Genomic DNA, 19,382 nt, shown 5'->3' with positions numbered 1-19,382 from the left:
TGCTCCTTGTTGTGAAAAAAACAAGTGCGTTTGTGGATAGATCGGTTCGGCAAGGACTGCCTCAAAGTGAGCGGTATAAAACGGGACTATGCTGTGTTCAGTCGGACCATTCTTTTAACAAGTTTCAAATCGAGATCAACGACTAAGGCCAGCAAGCCCGGTAGGGCACACACAGTAATGTCTTTGGGGACACCCTCCTCAACAGCCATTTGAAACGACCAGAGCGAACCGACCGAACCGGTGGAGGTGCATAATGACAGTGGCGATCTCAGTAGTTAATAAAAAGACCCACGCCTTCAGCACCGTTCCCGGGTTGTTTGTTTCGATTGTCTTGTCCATCGTGATGGTTACCTCTGTGCCGGACCTTCCTGGCAACTCGGCGGTGGTGGGCAATCACGATGGCCGCCGAAAGCGTAAAGAACTCCGGGGGCCGCTGAAGCTGGCGGCTCTATCACGTCGATATTTCCCGATGTTTGCGTCCTGCGTGGCGGTGCGGCCGGTGACGGCCGTTCTGGCCCGATTACCAAGGCCAAGCCGAAGACTTGCGGGACCAGCCGCATCACTCTGGCTGATTTGGCTGCCAACATTAGCGCTCAGGCCCCCTAGGCTTTTATTGACGATCTGGCGCACTCGACCCGGCCGGCACCGTGTATGTACCAGGTCCACAGGTAAGGCGTCGAAGGGGGAGCAATACCCAGATGGTCATTGACCGTGATGGCACGGGCTCAAAGTTCGAGCCGACGGCAGTGGTGAAAGTAAGGGGGCGGTGACGGGGTACCTAGGTACCTCGCTGTTGAATCACCAGTTGATTGTCTGATTAAAGCAGTAGTGAGAGTGCGTTGGCTGTGACGACCCACTCTGCCATTCGACAAAGACCTGGACGCTAACCCAATTTAGAAGTGCGACATTTTGGCGGGGAACTCTATATGCGTAGCGATATCAGGGCGTCTTCTGCGCGCCCACTTATGTCTAAAATGGGCCATAACAATGGCGCTCTTAAACGTGCGCTGTGCGGCGTACTGATTGCGCTTATGTTGCCGCCCATGACCCTGCCGAGCGCCTTTGCGGACATGTCGCAAGCGGTTGAGGTTACCGGCACCTCTTATTTAACGGCTGAAGCGGCGATCCTGTTGGCTTTTGAGCGCAGTCCCTCATTGGTACAAGCGTTTGCACTCATCAAGAAAGGCGAAGCGCGCAAAGATGAAGCCATGAGTGCTTATTATCCACAATTAAGTTTAGCCACTAGTTATGGCCTGCATGATGAATATACGTATGGGCCGAAGCTGAAACAGCTGATTTATGATTTCGGCAAGACCTCAGGGGCCATTGATAATCAAACATTCCTGACCGAGTCTTACCGCGACGACCTGATGAAGACCATTACCGAGGTGACCGGAGATGCGTTGCTGGCTTATTCCAGTGTCAAACGTTATCAGGAGATTATTGCCGTTACGCAAAAGATGATTGATTCGTTGGAGGCGGTGAAGTCGACTGCTCAACTGCGTTTGGCGTCCGGTTTGAGTTCATCTGCCGATGCACTTCAGGCGGCGACGCGTATTGCATCTTTTAAGACAACACTGGAGCAATACCGCAGCCAGTTGGAGAACGCCAAGGTCAGCCTGGCGCAACTGACCGGCAAGCGTGCCGAAACCCTTGCCGAGCTTCCGCAGGCGCTAGCGGTTGAACCGAGTCGTCATGCCGACAAGGTTGATTACGGCTCTATCCCGTCAGTGCGTTCCGCCGTCGCGCAAGTGAAAGCGGGAGAGGCGGTTCTTAGTTCTACCAAGGCGCAGCACATGCCGAGCATCAGTTTGGATGCGGCCCGACTTCGGCAAAACCAGCGCAACGCCACCAACGCTTATTCCGGTTGGGACAATCAAGTGGGGGTCTCGGTTGATATCCCGCTGTACCAGGGAGGCGCCATTTCGGCGCGTGTCTCCCAAGCGTACGAAGACCTTGAGGCCTCCAAGGCGTCGGTGAATCAAGCGATGCTGGAGGTCGAACAAAGAGCTTCCACCGCCGTGAGCAACTGGCGCGGCGCCGAGGCCCGGCTGCAGAGCAGTCGTTATCAGGTCGATATTGCCACCCGCACCCGAGATATCTACCAGGAAGAATACAAGCTCGGGGACCGTAGCCTCACCGATATGTTGAGTGTGGAACAAGACGTTTTTCAAGCGTTAAGCAACAGTACTGCAGCGAAGTTTGATCGATATGACGCCGTGATCAACTTTGCCGTGATTCAGAACACGTTATTGCCTCTGCTGGGCGTGGACAGCCCGTCAGAGCGGGCGCTGCCCAACCTTTAATGGCGACCACGGCGGGCCCGGCATCAGGTCTTACAAAAAGACTATAAAAAGAGCTAAGGATTTATATGAGCGAAATCGGCGGAATCATAGACATCAAGAAATGGATAGCGGCATTTGCTCGAGTTTCTGCCTCGTATGGACACCCGGTGGATGACCAGTATCTGGTCCAGCAAATGACCTGGCATCAAGGGGCTACGCTTGAGCAGAAGCTCTTGCGTTTGTCAGCGTTAATGAACCTGCAGGCGAAAATCAAGAACCCCACCCAAGTGCTTGTGAGTCCACAACGGGTTCCGTTTGTCGTCGTGCAGCACGATGGTCAACTAGCGGTCGTGGAATCGATCAATGATGACGGCGGTCTGAGCTTTTGGCTGACGGATGGCAGCGATCTAATAAATGAGTTGCCAGCGGACGAATTTTGGGCGCACAGCCTTGCCATGGTGGTCCTGCTCAGCCCCGCGCTGCGAGGGCGGGACGCTCGGGTGGATGAGTTCGTTAAACCCTATGAAAAGCATTGGCTGGCCCAGGCTTTTCGTGGGATGGGGCACAAGATTGCGGAAGTTTCCCTCGCCTCTTTAGTGAGTAACGTGCTGGCCTTGGCGGGCATCTTGTTCTCGATGCAAGTCTATGACCGGGTGATTCCTGCCGAGTCGTACAACACGCTGTGGGTGTTGTTTATCGGGGTCCTGGTCGCGGCCCTTTTCGAGTTTCTCATCCGCATGGCGAGAACGCAGGCTTCCGACCTCATGGGCAAACACGCGGACCTGAAGATATCCAGCTTTCTGTTCGCCCGCGCCATGGTGATTCGCAACGAAGCCAGACCCAAATCAACCGGGTCTTTCATTTCGCAGATTCGCGAGGTGGACCATGTTCGGGAAATGATCACCTCCAGCACCGTGGGGGCGGCCGCTGACATGCCGTTTGTGCTGATATTCATTGCCATTATGGCCCTGATCGGCGGCCCGCTGGTGTGGATTCCAGTGCTGGCCATTCCTTTGGTGATCATCCCGGGGTTATTGCTGCAATGGCCGTTGCGCAAGTTGTCGCGCGAGGGCATGCGCGAAAGTGCCTTGCGCAGTGCAGTTCTGGTGGAAACCATTGAAGGCATTGAGGACATCAAGGCATTGCAGGCTGAACCCTACTTCCAGCGGGTATGGGAACAGAACCACGAGATCAGTGCGGACATTGGCATCAAGCAGCGGATGTGGGGCGCCATGCTGTCTGGCTGGGGCGGGCTGGTCCAGCAGCTGTCGTATTCGGCGATGCTCGTGATGGGCGTTTATTTCGTGTTAAAGGGCGATATGACCACCGGCACGTTGGTGGCCTGCAGCTTGTTGTCCTCAAGAACGCTTTCGCCGCTCATGCAACTGACCATGGTGTTTTCCCGCTGGCAGCACGCCAAGGTGGCGATGAATGGACTGGACGAGCTACTAAGAAAGCCGATCGACATGCCGTCTGAAGAGTCCCGTGCGCATTGCCCCCATCTGCTGGGCAACTACCAGCTGCGGCATGTGCAATACGCGTACGACTACATGCAATCAAAAAGCGTCCTGGCAATCGACCAGTTGAGCATTGCCCAAGGCGAGCGTGTGGCGATCTTGGGGCGCGTGGGGGCTGGGAAGTCGACCCTGCTCAAACTCCTGGCCGGACAAGGCCAAGCCACGCAGGGCAAAGTCACGCTCGATGGTGTGGACCTGAGCCTGATCGACCCGGTCGATGTGCGTGCACAGGTCGGTTACCTGGGGCAGGACGCCCGCCTGTTTTTCGGATCGCTGCGGCAAAACCTGCTGATGGGCCATCCCCACGCCACCGAGCAGGAGATGCTGGACGCCCTCGCTGTCAGCGGCGCACTGACCATGCTCAAGCACGACGCCTCGATACTCGATCAAGTGGTTCATGAAGGCGGCAAGGGGCTATCAGGCGGGCAGAAGCAAATGGTGATGCTCAGCCGCATGCTGTTGCGCAACCCCAAAATCGTCCTGATGGATGAGCCCACCTCGAACATGGATGAGGGACTGGAGCATCAGGTGCTTAAACGACTTGATGAGTGGGTCGCCGGCAGAACGCTGGTGGTGGTAACCCATCGTCCCGCACTTTTAAAGATCGTCAATCGCATCGTCATTGTTGAGGACGGTCGCATTGTCGACGACGGTCCGCGGGACAAAATTCTCACCAAGTATGCCGGCAATGTCACCAACTCGGTCAGCCCCGTGGCACCCTCCGAGATGGCTAAATAGTTTGACTCCCCCACAACGGGTTGATTGGCAGGTATAAATTATGAGCAATGTAGTGGCAAGTGAATTGATGGCGTCGGAAAATATTCGACCGTCTTGGATTATCTGGTTGTCGCTCTTGGCGTTGATAGCGTTTGGCGCTTGGTCGTATGTTGCACTGCTGGATGAAGTCACTGTCGGGGCGGGGAAAGTCGTGCCGGCCTCTCAAGAGCAGATCATTGAAAGTCTCGACGGCGGGATTATTGCGCAACTGCTGGTCAAGAAGGGCGACCTCGTTAAAAAAGGTCAGGTGTTGGTCGAGCTAGATCCAGATTACTTTGAGTTTACCGTCAAGGAAGCCAGCGTGCGGGTCGCCGCCTTACAGGCCTCGATCGAGCGTTTAACTGCCGAAATCAATAAGCAGCCCTTGACGTTCAGTGCCCCAGTGCAAGCCGATCCTGAACTGGTCAAGCAGGAAACCGAGCTTTACACCGCGCGCAAAGAAGGGTTTGAGGCCACGCTCGTCGATTTGAAAAAGACCATGGCGCTTATCCGGGCCGAGTTGACCATGACCGATCCGTTGATCAGCAAAGGCGCGGCCAGTGAAGTGACCTCGATACGCCTGCGCCGCCAGTTGTCAGAGCTGCAAAGCAAAATCAATGACGTGACCAGCAACTATTTTGTCCAGGCTCATGAAGCCCTGGTCAAAGCCAAAGCCGAGGTGGAAGCCCAAAAAGCCATCATGTCGGGGCGCAAAGAGCAACTCGATCGCATGGTGCTCATGTCGCCGGTGGATGGAATCATCAAAGAGATCCACGTGACCACCCTCGGCGAGGTCCTGAAACCTGGCGATAAGCTCATCGAGATTATCCCGCTGGGCGGCGAAATCCTGATTGAAACCAAAATCAATCCTCGAGACATCGCCTATATCCGCCCGGGTCTTGCGGCCAATGTAAAACTAACCGCCTACGACTCTTCCATTTATGGCGACATCAAAGGCGTGGTCGATATTGTTTCCCCCGACACCATCCGCGACGACGTGCAACCCGACCAATACTTTTATCGGATATACGTGCGCACCAGCAGCACGTCGATAAAAAACAAAGCGGGCATAGAGTTTCCTGTGATGCCGGGAATGGTCGCGAGTGTGGAGATCAAGACCGGTGCCAAGACAGTGTTTGACTACCTGCTCAAACCGTTGAACAAGTTCAAGGAGTCGCTCAGAGAGCGTTGAATTTGCGCCTTTGTCACCCACGTATGAAGGAGGTGCATAGAGCCACCAGCGAAACCAGTAGAGCGCGTATGGGTAAGTTTGATATTCCGACAAAAAGCCTTGGCTTATTTTCGATGTAAACCGGTTGAGCCAAGGTCAATGACAAGAGGAAGTTGATATGAAACGTGCAGCGTTAATTGTCGCGATGACGGCGTTCCCCCTGGTGGCTGTGGCTGCCAGTTCCAACACCCTCACTTTTAAAGGAGAGGTGGCCTCCCAGACCTGCGAGGTTTCCATCAATGGCAGTTCAGCCACTGTGGTTCTATTGCCTACGGTGTCGGAGAAGTCACTCAATAGCAGCGGTGCGACCGCGGGAGATACCAGCTTCAGTCTCATGCTGAGCGGTTGCTCTGCGCCTTCGAGCGATCTCTCTATCACTACCAATTTTCAGGGCTCTAACGTGACCAGCGGCGGTAATTTGCGCAACAGTGGAACCGCCGCCGGGATCGCCTTGCAGTTGCTGGCCCCTGATGGAAAGGCGGTGAAGTTGTCCGGCCTCACACGCGTTAGCGGGCTGACCTTGAGGAAGGGAGAGACCTCCACCAGCAGTGATTTCACCGTTCGTTATATCAACGAGGACGGCAAGTCCGGGGCCGGCACGGTGACCAGCACTATGCAGTACTCAATTAGCTACCTGTAAGGCGTCAGAGCGACACTGCTGACCCCAATCATGGGGTTGGCAGCTTGATGTTCTCTCAAACATCCGATGGAATGAATCCGTTATGAGTTACCTGATGCGGTTCAGCGTTTACCTGTGCTTTTTGGTGTCGATGGTCTTTGCTTCACCGGCTTATTGCAGTGTGGTGTTGATTGGGACACGCATCATTTATCCTGCATCCGCGTCTGACAAAAGCCTGCAGTTCACCAGCCAGGATGCCTACCCGAGCCTGGTGCAAATCTGGGTGGACAAAGGTAACCCGCAATCCAAGCCTGAAACGGCTGACGCGCCTTTTGTCGCGACCCCGCAAATTTTCCGAGTGAACTCCAATGCCGGGCAACTGGTGCGGCTGGTGTTCACCGGTGCCGACTTGCCATCCGATCGCGAGTCGGTTTTTTACCTGAACTTCATGCAAGTGCCAGCACTCAAGGCTGACCAGCTATCGTCCAATTTGTTGCTGTTAGCGGTCACCAGCCGCGTGAAGCTGTTTTACCGCCCGCTGAGTCTTAAAGGCGATGCCGATAGTATTGCCAGTACCCTCAAGTTCAAGCTTCAAGGTAGCGGTGCCAGTGCGCGCGTTCAGGTTGAAAATGGCAGTGGCTTTCACGCTGTCATCAGGCAGGCCAGCCTGGTGGGGGGAGGGCAATCGATCCCGCTGGTGTCCAGCGTGATGCTCTCGCCGAAAAGCACCGATTCCTGGTCTATTCCCGCGTCCACTCAACCCCTGCCCTCCGGTCGCCGGCTACACCTCACACTGATCAATGATTTGGGCGCGGATATTGTCAGCGAATTGGCACTTGAGTGACGGCCTAGATTGGTCGCGGTATGGGTGATTGTGCCGATCGAAACGCCTCTGGCACCAGTGTCTGGCGCCCCCGCTGTCTTGTAGCTGCCTGTCTGTCTGCATTCCTAGCGCTGGGCCTTTGCGTCAGGGCGCAAGCCTCCCCGACGCCCCCGGCAGCCACCAGTGAGGAGTATCAGTTTGATGAAAACCTGTTATTTGGGGTCGGATCCCTGGCGCGTTTCAACAAGCCCAGTGCCGTCGAACCGGGCCGCTACACGGTCGAGTTGTATATCAACAACCACTTTGTGCAGCGCGCAGACGTCCGCTTTCTTGAAACGTCCAACAAGGAGGTTCAGCCGTGCCTGTCGGCGGCCTTGCTGGAGAACGCTGGGGTGCTGCGCAGCGCCATTCAGGCCGCGGCGAGCGAAGACTGTCCGCTGTTGGCGCAGACAATTAATGGCGCCTCTTTCACCTTCGATCTGGGCACTCTGCGATTGGACCTGAGCGTACCGCAAAGCTTGATCAATCGCACGCCACGCGGCTACGTGCCCCCTGACAGTCTGGACAGCGGTGCAACCATGGGTTTTATGAACTACAACCTCAATCATTACCATGTCACGCGCACAGGCAGTTACACCAGCCGCACAGAGCGGCTACGCGCCCTCGGTGCGCGGAATTGCGCAAACCAATGCCCAGGTCAGCATCCGGCAGAACGGCAATGAGATCTACCGGACCGTCGTGGCCCCCGGGCCGTTTGAAATCAGTGACCTCTACGCCACTCACTACAATGGCGATCTGCAGGTGTCGGTTCTGGAAGCCGATGGCCGCCCGAGTCATTTCACCGTGCCGTTTTCCGCTGTATCGGAGTCACTACGCCCCGGTACCTCTCGCTATCGCTATGCACTGGGCCGCACGCGGGACACGGGCCAGGACACGGCGTTTACTGAGCTGACCTACCAGCACGGCTTGAGCAATGCGGTGACGCTCAATAGCGGCCTACGCTGGAGTCAAGACTATCAAGCCTGGCTGGTCGGTGGTGTGTATGCCAATTGGCTGGGCGCGTTTGGCCTGGACACGACCTATTCACAAGCGAACGTGGCCGGGGAAGGCGCCATGAACGGTTGGATGTCGCGACTGTCCTACAGCCGTACGTTCGCACCGAGCCATACGCTCCTGACGGTGGCCGGCTATCATTACTTCAACGAAGGCTATAGAGATTTTGGTGACGTACTGCAGCGTCAATCGACCTCCACCGACACGGGCGGCGCCGTGACCCGCTACTTGCCGCGCTCGCGCCTGGACATTTCGGTGAATCAGGACCTGGCAGCCTTCGGGTCGTTATACCTCTCTGCATCCATGCAAAACTACCGTGGGGGCCACGCCCGCGACACCCAACTGCAGGCAGGTTACAGCCAGACGTTCCGCAATTCGGTCAGCCTCAACCTGTCGGTCGCCCGTCAGACCACGGGACCGTCGCAGCGCAATGGTGAAAACAGCACTATCGGTTCGGCCAGTAGCGACCTGATCGACACCGGGTTTAACGATAACCTGCGCACACCGGGCACCACTGAAACAATTTTTTTACTGTCCGTTTCCCTGCCGCTGGGCAGTTCCTCGAATTCGCTGGCGCCGATCTTCAACAGCGCTTTCAGCCACAGTGCCAATTACGGCGATGTGTACCAAAGCTCTCTATCGGGCGTCGCCGGGGCCGATCAAAGCCTAAGCTATGGCGTCGATGTCGTGCACGATGCCGAGCAAGCGCAAAATACCTTCAGTGGCAATCTGCAAAAGCGCTTGCCCAACGGCGCCGTTGGACTGAGCGCTTCCCAGGGACCGGATTACTGGCAAGCCTCCGCCACGGCGCGGGGCGCCTTGGCGGTGCACAGCGGCGGGGTGACGTTTGGCCCCTATTTGGGCGAAACCTTTGCCTTGGTACAAGCCAACGGCGCGGCCGGTGCCAAGGTCATGAATGGCCAGGGTGCGCAGATTGATGGGGCCGGTTTTGCGCTGGTGCCCTCTCTGACGCCTTATCGCTATAACACCATTGCCATTAGCCCCGAGGGTATGGATGAAAACACTGAGCTGGAAGACGGCCAACGGCGCATCGCCCCCTTCGCCGGTGCTGCGGTCAAAATCAATTTTGTCACCCGCACAGGCGCCCCGTTGTTGATCAATGCGCGTTTGGCGGGTGGGCAGCCCATCCCCATGGGCGCTGATGTCATCGATGAGCAGGGCCGTGTGGTGGGCATGGTGGGCCAGGGCAGCCAGGCCTACCTGCGTAGCGAGCAGCGCAGCGGTCACCTCACCCTGCGCTGGGGCGAGGGGGCTCAAGAGAAGTGCGTCATGGCTTACGACCTGCAAGGGCTCGACGTCAAACAGCCGTTGATCCGTCTGGATAAAGAATGCCGTCTCCAGGAGTAATGCGCTGATGCACAGCGTTCTTGTATCTTTGCTGATAATGCTGAGCTTGTTATGGAGCGTGCAGGCGCGTGCCCTGTGCGAGCAGGTCTATAACGGCATGCAGACCACCGACGGCAGTTCGGTGCAAATCAATGCGGGCAGGATCAACCTCACGTCCACCCATCTGCAGCCGGTGGGGGCGTCGTTGGCCAATACCCTGGTCAGTGCCGCCAATGCGCCCGGGATCAGTGCCGAGTCGGTGCTTTGGCAGTGTGACCTTAGGGACAAAGACCAACTTTATGAACTGTTCGCCACTAACGGGGCAGAGCGGGTGGGAGGCTACTGGGAAATTGGCGATGGTGCGGGAGCGTCTACCAACGACGGGTTGCCGGGCTATTTTGCGACCTATTTCGCCTACGTTGGCCTCAAACTCACCCACTTGAATTCGGGCAAGGCCTTCACCCGTCAATGGCAGCAAAGCCCGATCACCCAATACGACGTTGTGGGGGATAAGATCCTGATCAAAGCCAAGCACCTGAGTATGGTGCAGGCCGAACTGGCACGGGTCTCGGCCATCCCCCCGGTGGGCGGCAGCACTAGCGATCACTGTGCCGGCCTCGCTCAACGAAATGCCAGCAGCACCGCCAGTTACACCTGCCCTGTGCCCAATGCCTATATTCAATTCAAAGGGCCGGGGATTATTTCCGACGGGGCGGGTTCCGATGCCAGTACCAGTCGCGCCTTCATGGGGGCGCGCAATGGGGTGGCGTTTGGCTTGCGCAACGCCGCCTCCATCAGTTACGCCGCCGCCTGTACGGTTCGAACCGTGACGCCGGTCGTGACCTTCATGCGAGTGACGGACCGTCAGCTCAATACCGGGCAGACCAGTGAAAGCGATTTCTCCATTGAGCTTGAATGCAATGATTTCACCCCAAACGCGGCCGTCGCCCAGAATCTGTTTGGCATCCAGGTGTCCCCCTCAGCGTATGATCAGGCCCTTAAGCTGGGACTGATCACCGGCGATGGCGCAGTCACCTACTTGTTGTCCACCGGCTACGGCCGTGATCCCTCCATGGCCACCGGTGTCGGCATTCGCTTGCGCCACAACGGCAGCGGCATGCCCATGAATTTTGTCGGCCAGGCCGGGGTGTCTGCCCCCCTGGTAGGCAGCCGCGGTGCAGGGGGCTGGTATCCTATGGGTGAGGGCCAGGCACGCGATGCCTCCCGGTCAGGAACGTCTTTTTACACCGAGTCCATCACTGCCATTCTCTCGGTGTTGCCGGGGATGACGGCGAAAGTCGGGAAAGTCGATGCCATGGCCGTCGTGCTGGTGAAAGTGCAATGAGCCCCATCCGGCGGATCATGACAGGGCTATCACTTGTGTTCGTGTGGGGCGCGAGCGGGGGGCTGAAAGAGGCGAAAGCGGGGGTGATGGCTGAAAGCACGCGGGTGATTTATCTGGGGGGGCAAAAAGAACGCACGCTGATGGTGGCCAACACCAATGCCTACCCCGTGCTGGTGCAAGTCTGGGTCAACCATGGTGAAGAGGCGCTGGCACCGCAGTCGGCACTGACCCCGATGATTGTGCTGCCGCCGGTGTTTCGTTTGCAGCCAGGTGCCTTGCAGGGATTGCGGCTGATTTTCAACGGCGATCCGTTGCCTGTGGATCGCGAGTCGGTGTTTTGGCTCAACCTCTATGAAGTGCCGCCAACGCGGGAAATAGCCCCGACGATCGCGCCAAAAATCGCGGTCGCGATGAATACTCAGATGAAAGTTTTCTACCGGCCGATAACACTGTCCGCTACCGTCAACGATCTCGGCTCGACGCTACGCTTTGAACTGCAAAAATCAGCAGATAAAACATGCCTGAGGGTGCGCAACACCACGCCATATCACGCGTCGTTTTCCGCGCTAAGCCTGGTTAAAAACGGTCAGGAGCTGTCGATCACACCCGTTCACGACATGATGACACCACCCTTGAGCGAGCGATGTTACGCATTGCCGCAAGAGCGGACGTTTGATGTTACAAGCGCCGAAGTGCGATTTATGTTGATGGATGACGCGGGGCATGCTCAGGAGGGGACCGCGCTGATGTCATTGACCCAATGAACCTGGATTTCATTCTGTGCAATATCCGCAGGTCCCAGAGCACGTTAACGCTTTTTCTTGAGGGGCGAACTCCATGGCCTCTCAGAAGCGGACAGTTATCCGAAGCTGCCAGCGAATCTGTCGTCGAAAGAATTCATCAGAGCGACTCGCTCTCAGAATCGGGAACTCGAGTGGCTATCTTGAACGGCTAAAAGCCCTGCTCTTACCATTGGGTTAGCGGTCCTGCTTAAAGCCTCCAACAGCGGCATTACTTCGCCACCTGTGGGGTCACAAACTCGATGGGCAAAATTCGTAAGCCTGCTAGATGGATCTTGGTCGTATTACCTGCCCGACTTTTGCCGCTGGCCTCGGTGTCAGCGCTGCACCTCCGGTACTGTTTTGGTGAGCCTTGATACAGCTGCCATCAATGAATTCCCACTCAAGGTCTGGTTGGTCTACCAGAACTCTGAAAACCCTGAGCCATTTACCACCTGCTGACCAGGCATTGAACCGTTGGTAGATGGAGGTCCAGCAGCCACTGGGCAGTAGTCGGGGCATTGCAAACTCGTTTTGTTTCGGTGTAGGCCACAACAATACGAGTTTGCTATTTTTATCAAAGGGTTAGCACGAAACGTCAACAGACCTTAGGCTGATTCGAGTCTGATCGAAATTCGCCGCCCTAACCGGTGCAATGCGCGTTCAATGTTTTCGATTTTCGAGGGATAGAGGAAATTGATTAGGCAATAGACGTGGGACCGTGGCACGCAAAGACGGCGAGCCAGTTCAGTTCTGCTGGTTCCGGACTCCAGCAGCGCATTCCACAGGGCGATCTTGGCAGCGGTCCGCGCCGGCAGATGCAAGTGCACCTCCTCAGCCTGCGGTTGTCTGTGAGTGACCGGGATGGATCGGCGCTGACTGACATAGATTGACAGCACCGCTTCCAAGTCATTTAGGGCGCTGGCCAGTGCTTGCTCGAGCGTATCGCCTGCGATATGTAGCTCTGGGATATCAGAGCTCGTCAGCCAGATGCTGTCAGGTTCTTGATGAATCTTTAATGTGTATTCAAACATAGTGACTCCATTCGAGAATAGCAGGGCTCCCTTCCTTGGGAGCCAACAGGTTGATGACTGATACGTTGCCAGTGTGGCCGCTCCTAAATCAAAGCTGCAAGTAAGTCCGGTCGAATATATGTTTGAATCTAGGGCGCCGGCAGCATTCGGAAAAACATACTCTAACGTTTTCGGGGCTTAGAACGTGGCCCTGGATGGTCTTTACCAGCCGCCGGAGAAGGGCCGGTGCGGGCGACGCTACAAGCTGACGACATCGGATCCGTTGTGGATGTCACACTCCGTAGACTAGACACTTCTGGCGGATCGGGGCTATGACAGCGATGCCTTTGTCACGCAGGTGCAAGAGCGAGGAGGCAGTGGCTCCTGCGCGAAAGAATCGCAAGGTAGCGTGTGAGTACGACAAGGCCATCTATAAACTCCGGTACCTGGTCGAAAATGCCTTCCTGCACCTCAAGAGCTGGCGAGGCATTTTGCAACGCGCTACGCAAAAAAGTACCGCCTCGTTCCTCGCGGCTGTCCAGATTTTATGCATTTCACTCTGTGCTGTAATCGTGTGGCGACACCGTCTAGGCAGTGGTCCAGCGCAGGACTAGTCCGCGATACAAGGCTGCTCAAGACAATGCAAGGAGACGCTACAATGTCCCTGATGATGGACGCCGACGCCCTGCGGCCCGCCGCGCGGCCTCGGTGGTCAATACCCAGGAACGCGTGGTCCGAGCCGCTCTCGGCGCAACAATCCACCGCTTACCAGCAGGCCTATCAGAATGTCGAGCGCGCGCACCGACGCCTGCGAACGGCGGGCCCGGCAGGGGGGAGGAGGCCGAAGTGTTGTGTGAGGTCGCCGAAGGGTAGGGCGCCCCCATTACTCGTCACGAACTTTCAGAGCCTCCCCAAGCCCCTGAATCTCTGTGACTAACTTGAACCCGCCCTGACGGCGGTGACCGACGCTCAGAAAGCCTGGGAAACCGCTATGGCGGCGACTCGCGACGACTGCACCCTCGTAACGGGCGAGCCATACCCGCAACGGTTGCACGCGTCGGCCACGCCGAGTGCCATGGCGATCAAGTCACTTGCGAGATCCTGCGGGCCGAAGGGTAAGGTGGATCGGCTGACCCCTTGTCCACAATCGGAAATACTTTTCACCAGAAAGCCCCCTCGGTGCCCAGCTACGCTGCTTGCATCAACCTCAAGGCGCGACACCGATGGCCATATATGAAGTCCATGAAGCGCACGAGGTCTACAGCCCGCCGCACGGATAGGTGGGTGGCTGATACGTCACGAACGCAAAGGAATCTGCGCCATGGCCATGATCGACAGTGATCGATTCAAATACTATTTATACGCTGCGAAATACGCCAGGCCTGCGTGGGTCGCGACCAATTATGCGCTGCTGGCCGTTGACCGTTATGATCGCGCGGCCTGGGCGCAGGCCCAGGAGCACAACCAGCAGGCGCTTAACGCGTACAACAGTAAAGCCCGTGATGTGACGACCGTGATGCAGCTGCTGCTCGAGCAGGCCGAGCAGCACGGGGCGCAGCCTGGGTAGGCCGCGTGTGGCGAATAACGAACTGAACACAACGGAACCCCTGAGATGTCCACTTACAAAACAAATTCTGGAAGCCTTGATAAATGCCCAAGACTTCATTGCGCTGATCCGCCGGACCTAGACGCCGCGGAAGGCTGATGAGCAGGCCGGCCCGTGGTTATGTCACTGCGCTGTCTGATCATCAGCTGATTGAGTCGCTCCATGGAAATAGCTGATGGATCAGACGGCAGCGCGCGTCGGGACTGGACGCGCCCGAGCCCGAGTCCGAGTAGGTTGGAGACTACCAATAACGAAAACGGGAACCCCACCGTGGCGATGATCGACAGTGGCACACTTAAACCGGCCCTGGAGACCGGGCGGTGGCCGCGTACGGGCTGGATCATACCTCCCGCCGCAGCGACGGTGTCCAGAGTAGTTGACTGCGCAAAGCGGGCTATCCGGGTGTGGCACGAGCGGGCCAACGACGTAGATGATGACCGACTAACTGAAAGGACCCCCACCATGAGAAACCAAGAAGTCCCGCGCCGTGACAAGAACAACGCCGGCACCCTGGAGCGGGCGCGTGAGTGCATTGCCTCGGTGATTAATGCTGAAAGCCTAGTGTTCTGGCGGGAAGATGCCCTTATAGCCCAAGGTTGGATCAGCGCGTTATACATTGAAGGGCTATTGGATGTGGTCGGCTACGAACAGCTGGACGCCGAGCTGGAGGTGGCGATGGCCGCGGGTGAGGGCCGCTTGGCACGCAGAGTGCGCACCCTGGGTCACGAGTAACGTCGTTTTCGGGGGTTCCGGCTTACACCCCCAAAACGCCGCGATCGGCGGCGATATGAGCGAGCAGATTCGCGGCTTGCGCAACAGTGTAGCAGCGGTGGGTCAGCAACTGATTGCGCCCAAGACCTGGATCGGCTCACAAGACGTCAACGTGCTGCAGGTGCTGTGTGAGGTGATTGAGGTGATTGAGGTACTCGAGCAGATGAACACCCAACTGGCCGCGCACAAACACGGGCCATCACCAGTGGCGGATAACGCGAGGAGTTTGCCGGCAACGCCGCCAAGGCGCTGCTGCTGGGAAAGCTGCAGCCGATCACGGCGTAAAAAAAAGCCCGTCACCTGGGATGAGGATCCAGATGACGGGCTAAAGCCATGAACTTTTACCAACTGCCGTAAGGAATGCCGTAGCGCTCGATGTAGCGCTGCGCCTTCTCGCTGATCTTGTAGGCATACCGACCTTCGGTTTTGCCTTGACTTGGCCCCCGGGGTTCCACTTCCGCCTGAACCCGAGCGACCTTAACCGACTCGTTACAACTATCCCTAACCCATACCTGCACAATCCCGCCCGGTGCCATCCCCACCACCAGCCAAGCTGAGTAGCGTGAACGTTTGGTCTTCGCGCACGGCGGACTAATAGACGCCTGCATGACCTGCCGCGCCTCGTCGGGAATGTCTACCCAGACGTTATAGGGGACGGTAGAGAAAACGGACAAAATCGTACGCTAAGCATGCGGCCTGTCAGGTTGAGGTCATAGAGTTTGACGTTTAGGCGTCAGATAATGCAGAAAGCGGTCCTAGTCTGACGCGATGTCGGTGAGCCGACTGACGCCCAGTTGAGGTGTACTTCAACTGGACGCGACAGCGGGTTACGTTGGTTTCAGCGGTAAACTTCTCGACGGTTGCCAAGCTTTACAACCAGTATCCGTAAGGCGCCGTCCTGAATCTCGCAGATTACCCGGAAGTCTCCTACGCGATACCGCCACAAGCCACCCCATGGGCCTGTAAGCGCCTTGCCAGTAGTTCTCGGATCATCCCTGCTGGACACCCGCTCATCCATAAAGTCAAGAATGCGCTTCGCTGACTGCTTGTCGAGCTTCCGTAACTGTGTTTTGGCCGTGTCGGTGTAATCAATCGTCCAGGCCAAGGTCTTTCCTTACGTCCGCAGCAGAGTGAACGACCTCTGTATTTTTACGGACTCGCTCCAGGACTTCAGCCGCGAGGTAGTAATCCTCAAGGTCAGTCAGGCCATGATCGATGATTTCGCGCAGATAATACGCCTTGGTACGCCCGGTGCTTGTCGCCAAAAAATCTAGGCGCTGCTCGGTTTCGGGTGCCAAGCGAATGGAAGTGGCCATGTCTAAGGCTCCTATGTGATACGTGTATTCACATTATCACAAATGTGCGCGAATGCTTAGCGTACGATTTTTCCGAATTCTGCTGGCTCCCCTTATAGGTCTGCGGCTCGTCGATTGACTGCCAACGGACATAAATTCTTTTGGGCAAAGCGGCACCGGTCTCTGGTCGAATGTTCCCGCCAATTCTCTGCCAGCCTCGGGCGGACTCCGTACCGTCTTCTGGGGTATCAGTTCCCAACGCACCGCCGGCACCGTTGTTGAACAACTGGCCATGGATATCTTCCACCGTACTGTTTTTCCACCCAGCCGATCAGGTAGGACGGCCCCTGAAAATCAATGCTCCACCGGGGTAATGTCGAACCTGCTCGTCGGTTATCGCCCCACTGGCCTGACAATCGCTCATCAACAACAGGCCTACCAGGGCCAGCCACATTGTCATCGTCCATGAACTCATCCAGGTACGTGGGGGTGCCGCACGCGCACGGCATCACGCGTGGGGGCATTGATATACAACACCGAGGACTCACGCTGCCCCATAGTGTCCAAGGGGTGGTTCCAGTGTGCGGACATGTGGATGTAACGCAACTTGAGCAGAGCGTCTTCCGCCGGCGTCACAGTGTAGTCACCGGCGATAAACCTATCACACAGTGGCTGAAGTTCTGCCGGCAGTTGATACTCGGGCGTCTCGGGGATGTCCAAAAAACTCACCCCTTTTTGCTTAGCCAACTCATGCATGACCCGCATATATACCCGTGACAGCTCGCCCCGCACCGTCCGTTTGAGTTGCAGGCCGGCATAGACCCGCTTTTGCTCAGGGTCCATGAAATTGTTTTTGACACGCTCAAACACCTTGGGCGGCGGTGTGACCACCTCCAGCATGGCCTCGGGCCAACCCTGGGTCACCAGTTGAGTCTTGTAGACCAGCGCATCACGATAGATTGAAGTGGTCTTCACGTCCGTGCCTTTAGCCACGGTCAATCCCTGCATAGGGCCTACCAACACACATTCCAGCGCCTCAGCCCGGTAACCGCCACCTATGTTCGAGTGCACGCCGGGCAATACAATCTCCCGGTGGTCGGGTGCCACACGGTTCAGGGCAAAGTTGGCTCGGTATTCATCACGGGCTACCAGCTGCACCACATCCGGAAACAGCGCACGCGGCAAAAGCAGATGCACGCCGGGCGTTATCGCCCTTTGAACATTGCCCCAGTTCTTGAGCCCTGCCACCGAGGCGACGGTGTCGAACAGGCCAATAAAGCCCATGCGAATGTCGCTGTTGTAGAAATCCAGGAAAGTTCGACTAAAGCCTTTTTCATTCCGATTCAGGCTTTTTCGCAGCGGAGCATAATTACCCAGGGCGACCTCATTGGCAAAATGGCGGGCCGCAGCAGCACCTCGGCTGAAGCCAAAGGTATCGAAGGTCAGCGAGGTGATTTCGCCGTCGGGGTTAGTCTGAATGACGTCCTCGACTATCTCGATCTGAGCAAATGCCTCCAGCACTCGTCCAGTGACACCGGTGTCACCCCGTCCTGCTCCCAAGCCCAACGCACGGTCTTTTTCTCCGGCTTGGGTGCCAATGCCGTCAACGTAAAGCATACGCGATGCCAACTTTCCGGAGTCGTCACCGTCAAGTCCTTGAAAATAAAGATCGCTTAGCTTTTTTACATTGCTGACATCGTTGCCGTAACGGCTATCCGGATCGCTCATGTACGGCTTGCAACTGGCATCCAGGTCTTCGCGTTTGACCGGATGATGAGCACCGCAAGCCAAACCCTAGGCGGAGTTGGCGGCATTGTTGCCAGTGCCGTCGAAAAATACACCGATACGCAGGGCAATTCGGGTTTTCGCCTGGACGGGGATCGGCTTCTCTTCGAGCAGTGCGGGAGGGGCGGCGTACTGCGCCGGTATAGACCGGCTTTTAGGCGTGTTGCGGGGTGGGTTCGGGATCAAGGGCCGACACACATTCGGCATCACAGGGTCACACGCTTTTTCCCAATCGGTCGTCATTCCTGAACGCTCTAATTCTATCCATTGAAGAGCGACGCAGGCTAGCAAACGACTCCAGCGATAACTGCTTGTAAAGTCTTACCTGGTGTTTCAGCCAAACACTAACTGAGGCGCTCCGCAGCTTTGCGATAAACCTGATCTCGCTCGCGCTTATCGACAGCCACTACAAACACCAGCACCTCCTGATCACTCACTTGATTGACCAATCGGTAGCCGCTGCTGCGCAGCTTGATCTTGTAGCAGTCCGGTAAGGCGTGCAGACGGTTGGCTTCAATCCGGGGATTAACCAGGATCATAGCCAGCTTCTTCTTGAGTTGCTGGCGCACCGTACCCCCCAGTTTGGGCCACTCCTTTAATGCCCTCGCATCGAACTCGAGGCTATAGGTCATCGAGCGAAACCTTAACGCGTTGCGGAGCGGCCAGACGTTCACGCACCGTGGCCAACAACTCTTCATCGTCCTCGGTCATCAGCATGGGCTTGAACGGTAATTGGCCTCGCTCTGCCACGTATTGCAGGGCTTGACGCATCAACTCAGAAGGCGTCACGCCCAGTTTTTCCAGCTCATGGTAAGCCCGTGCCTTGAGGTCATCGTCGATACGAACGTTGATGGATGCCATGGAAATACTTTCACTGTAATGACGATTGTCATTACGGTGACGTAGAAAGACTTTTTAGGCAAGCCTGCGTCATGCACCGCTGAAAAGAAAACTTGCGCGAAAAGAAAAATGTTCAAGGAAACGCACTTTCCCCCCTCCCGCCGACGGGCTCTGTACATTTTTTTTGTGAAAAAATTTGGGTGATGCAAACATCCCTCCCGGTCAGGCCGGCTGCGGGCTTTGGCGGATTAGGGCATTTTTCAATTTTTGAAAGGTTTTTCAGTTTTTTGCAAAGACATCGCTCCGCGGCGGCTAGG

General features: G+C 56.6%; 17 protein-coding genes and 4 pseudogenes. 13 read left to right on the top strand and 8 right to left on the bottom strand.

Features of this window, described 5'->3' with window-relative positions:
* Positions 1-926: 926 nt before the first annotated feature.
* The 9 genes from ACYZTX_RS29320 to ACYZTX_RS29280 all read left to right on the top strand — a co-directional run bounded on the left by ACYZTX_RS29320 (position 927) and on the right by ACYZTX_RS29280 (position 11,740).
* The gene (locus ACYZTX_RS29320) at positions 927-2,306 is read left to right on the top strand and encodes a TolC family outer membrane protein (protein ID WP_462036936.1); all 1,380 of its coding nucleotides are present in this window, start codon (positions 927-929) and stop codon (positions 2,304-2,306) included.
* Positions 2,307-2,371: 65 nt separating this feature from the next.
* On the top strand, positions 2,372-4,540 hold the full coding sequence (locus ACYZTX_RS29315) for a type I secretion system permease/ATPase (RefSeq protein WP_462036935.1): 2,169 nt from the start codon (positions 2,372-2,374) through the stop codon (positions 4,538-4,540).
* Positions 4,541-4,580: 40 nt separating this feature from the next.
* Positions 4,581-5,750: an HlyD family efflux transporter periplasmic adaptor subunit gene (locus ACYZTX_RS29310; RefSeq protein ID WP_462036934.1), complete on the top strand. Its 1,170-nt coding sequence runs from the start codon at positions 4,581-4,583 to the stop codon at positions 5,748-5,750.
* Positions 5,751-5,907: 157 nt separating this feature from the next.
* Positions 5,908-6,429 (top strand): fimbrial protein, encoded by a 522-nt coding sequence (locus ACYZTX_RS29305; RefSeq protein WP_462036933.1) that lies wholly within the window; start codon positions 5,908-5,910, stop codon positions 6,427-6,429.
* A gap of 82 nt (positions 6,430-6,511) precedes the next feature.
* On the top strand, positions 6,512-7,252 hold the full coding sequence (locus ACYZTX_RS29300; protein WP_462036932.1) for a fimbrial biogenesis chaperone: 741 nt from the start codon (positions 6,512-6,514) through the stop codon (positions 7,250-7,252).
* A 20-nt stretch (positions 7,253-7,272) separates the two neighbouring features.
* Positions 7,273-7,953, top strand: a complete 681-nt coding sequence (locus ACYZTX_RS29295; protein ID WP_462036931.1) for a FimD/PapC N-terminal domain-containing protein — start codon at positions 7,273-7,275, stop codon at positions 7,951-7,953.
* Positions 7,898-9,652, top strand: coding sequence for a fimbria/pilus outer membrane usher protein (locus tag ACYZTX_RS29290; RefSeq protein ID WP_462036930.1), 1,755 nt, complete (start codon positions 7,898-7,900; stop codon positions 9,650-9,652). The genes ACYZTX_RS29295 and ACYZTX_RS29290 overlap by 56 nt, the downstream gene beginning before the upstream one ends.
* A gap of 7 nt (positions 9,653-9,659) precedes the next feature.
* The gene (locus tag ACYZTX_RS29285) at positions 9,660-10,976 is read left to right on the top strand and encodes a fimbrial protein (RefSeq protein ID WP_462036929.1); all 1,317 of its coding nucleotides are present in this window, start codon (positions 9,660-9,662) and stop codon (positions 10,974-10,976) included.
* Positions 10,973-11,740, top strand: a complete 768-nt coding sequence (locus ACYZTX_RS29280; RefSeq protein ID WP_462036928.1) for a fimbrial biogenesis chaperone — start codon at positions 10,973-10,975, stop codon at positions 11,738-11,740. The genes ACYZTX_RS29285 and ACYZTX_RS29280 overlap by 4 nt, the downstream gene beginning before the upstream one ends.
* A gap of 271 nt (positions 11,741-12,011) precedes the next feature.
* Here ACYZTX_RS29280 and ACYZTX_RS29275 read toward each other — a convergent pair.
* Together ACYZTX_RS29275 and ACYZTX_RS29270 are read right to left on the bottom strand one after the other, a co-directional pair.
* Positions 12,012-12,256: pseudogene (locus ACYZTX_RS29275) on the bottom strand (IS5/IS1182 family transposase); the annotation flags it as partial.
* A gap of 107 nt (positions 12,257-12,363) precedes the next feature.
* Complete coding sequence (locus tag ACYZTX_RS29270; RefSeq protein ID WP_462036927.1) at positions 12,364-12,789, bottom strand: type II toxin-antitoxin system HicB family antitoxin; 426 nt, start codon at positions 12,787-12,789, stop codon at positions 12,364-12,366.
* A 292-nt stretch (positions 12,790-13,081) separates the two neighbouring features.
* On the opposite strand from ACYZTX_RS29270, the pseudogene ACYZTX_RS29265 reads away from it, so the two are divergent.
* The 4 genes and pseudogenes from ACYZTX_RS29265 to ACYZTX_RS29250 form a co-directional block, all read left to right on the top strand.
* Positions 13,082-13,382, top strand: a pseudogene (locus tag ACYZTX_RS29265) (transposase); the annotation flags it as partial.
* A gap of 707 nt (positions 13,383-14,089) precedes the next feature.
* A complete protein-coding gene (locus ACYZTX_RS29260; protein WP_462036926.1) occupies positions 14,090-14,335 on the top strand; it encodes a hypothetical protein in 246 nt (81 codons plus the stop codon).
* Positions 14,336-14,836: 501 nt separating this feature from the next.
* A complete protein-coding gene (locus tag ACYZTX_RS29255; RefSeq protein WP_462036925.1) occupies positions 14,837-15,106 on the top strand; it encodes a hypothetical protein in 270 nt (89 codons plus the stop codon).
* Between the two features lie 55 nt (positions 15,107-15,161).
* Entirely contained in the window at positions 15,162-15,482 is a 321-nt protein-coding gene (locus ACYZTX_RS29250; RefSeq protein ID WP_462036924.1) for a hypothetical protein, read from the top strand.
* A 4-nt stretch (positions 15,483-15,486) separates the two neighbouring features.
* On the opposite strand, the pseudogene ACYZTX_RS29245 reads toward ACYZTX_RS29250, so the two are convergent.
* From ACYZTX_RS29245 to ACYZTX_RS29220, 6 genes and pseudogenes are all read right to left on the bottom strand, one after another.
* A pseudogene (locus ACYZTX_RS29245) lies at positions 15,487-15,816 on the bottom strand (DUF2931 family protein); the annotation flags it as partial.
* Positions 15,817-15,983: 167 nt separating this feature from the next.
* The gene (locus ACYZTX_RS29240; protein ID WP_462036923.1) at positions 15,984-16,250 is read right to left on the bottom strand and encodes a type II toxin-antitoxin system RelE family toxin; all 267 of its coding nucleotides are present in this window, start codon (positions 16,248-16,250) and stop codon (positions 15,984-15,986) included.
* On the bottom strand, positions 16,234-16,461 hold the full coding sequence (gene relB / locus ACYZTX_RS29235) for a type II toxin-antitoxin system RelB family antitoxin (protein WP_005730594.1): 228 nt from the start codon (positions 16,459-16,461) through the stop codon (positions 16,234-16,236). Before relB ends, ACYZTX_RS29240 begins: the two co-directional genes overlap by 17 nt.
* Before the next feature lie 450 nt (positions 16,462-16,911).
* A pseudogene (locus tag ACYZTX_RS29230) lies at positions 16,912-18,432 on the bottom strand (T6SS phospholipase effector Tle1-like catalytic domain-containing protein).
* Between the two features lie 137 nt (positions 18,433-18,569).
* The gene (locus tag ACYZTX_RS29225) at positions 18,570-18,857 is read right to left on the bottom strand and encodes a type II toxin-antitoxin system RelE family toxin (RefSeq protein WP_462036922.1); all 288 of its coding nucleotides are present in this window, start codon (positions 18,855-18,857) and stop codon (positions 18,570-18,572) included.
* The gene (locus ACYZTX_RS29220; protein ID WP_462036921.1) at positions 18,847-19,086 is read right to left on the bottom strand and encodes a type II toxin-antitoxin system RelB/DinJ family antitoxin; all 240 of its coding nucleotides are present in this window, start codon (positions 19,084-19,086) and stop codon (positions 18,847-18,849) included. Before ACYZTX_RS29220 ends, ACYZTX_RS29225 begins: the two co-directional genes overlap by 11 nt.
* Positions 19,087-19,382: the final 296 nt, after the last annotated feature.

This window comes from Pseudomonas sp. MDT1-17, assembly GCF_054898105.1.
Note: the sequence above shows the minus strand (reverse complement) of the source record. Positions and strands in the feature narration are given on the sequence as shown.

What these genes read in the sequence shown, in the direction of transcription:
- ACYZTX_RS29220 (WP_462036921.1), bottom strand. Translation starts at nt 19,086, where the DNA reads ATGGCATCCATCAACGTTCGTATCGACGATGACCTCAAGGCACGGGCT.
- ACYZTX_RS29300 (WP_462036932.1), top strand. Translation starts at nt 6,512, where the DNA reads ATGAGTTACCTGATGCGGTTCAGCGTTTACCTGTGCTTTTTGGTGTCG.
- ACYZTX_RS29225 (WP_462036922.1), bottom strand. Translation starts at nt 18,857, where the DNA reads ATGACCTATAGCCTCGAGTTCGATGCGAGGGCATTAAAGGAGTGGCCC.
- ACYZTX_RS29255 (WP_462036925.1), top strand. Translation starts at nt 14,837, where the DNA reads ATGAGAAACCAAGAAGTCCCGCGCCGTGACAAGAACAACGCCGGCACC.
- ACYZTX_RS29250 (WP_462036924.1), top strand. Translation starts at nt 15,162, where the DNA reads ATGAGCGAGCAGATTCGCGGCTTGCGCAACAGTGTAGCAGCGGTGGGT.
- ACYZTX_RS29315 (WP_462036935.1), top strand. Translation starts at nt 2,372, where the DNA reads ATGAGCGAAATCGGCGGAATCATAGACATCAAGAAATGGATAGCGGCA.
- ACYZTX_RS29285 (WP_462036929.1), top strand. Translation starts at nt 9,660, where the DNA reads ATGCACAGCGTTCTTGTATCTTTGCTGATAATGCTGAGCTTGTTATGG.
- ACYZTX_RS29305 (WP_462036933.1), top strand. Translation starts at nt 5,908, where the DNA reads ATGAAACGTGCAGCGTTAATTGTCGCGATGACGGCGTTCCCCCTGGTG.
- ACYZTX_RS29320 (WP_462036936.1), top strand. Translation starts at nt 927, where the DNA reads ATGCGTAGCGATATCAGGGCGTCTTCTGCGCGCCCACTTATGTCTAAA.
- ACYZTX_RS29280 (WP_462036928.1), top strand. Translation starts at nt 10,973, where the DNA reads ATGAGCCCCATCCGGCGGATCATGACAGGGCTATCACTTGTGTTCGTG.
- ACYZTX_RS29310 (WP_462036934.1), top strand. Translation starts at nt 4,581, where the DNA reads ATGAGCAATGTAGTGGCAAGTGAATTGATGGCGTCGGAAAATATTCGA.
- ACYZTX_RS29295 (WP_462036931.1), top strand. Translation starts at nt 7,273, where the DNA reads ATGGGTGATTGTGCCGATCGAAACGCCTCTGGCACCAGTGTCTGGCGC.
- relB (WP_005730594.1), bottom strand. Translation starts at nt 16,461, where the DNA reads ATGGCCACTTCCATTCGCTTGGCACCCGAAACCGAGCAGCGCCTAGAT.
- ACYZTX_RS29270 (WP_462036927.1), bottom strand. Translation starts at nt 12,789, where the DNA reads ATGTTTGAATACACATTAAAGATTCATCAAGAACCTGACAGCATCTGG.
- ACYZTX_RS29260 (WP_462036926.1), top strand. Translation starts at nt 14,090, where the DNA reads ATGGCCATGATCGACAGTGATCGATTCAAATACTATTTATACGCTGCG.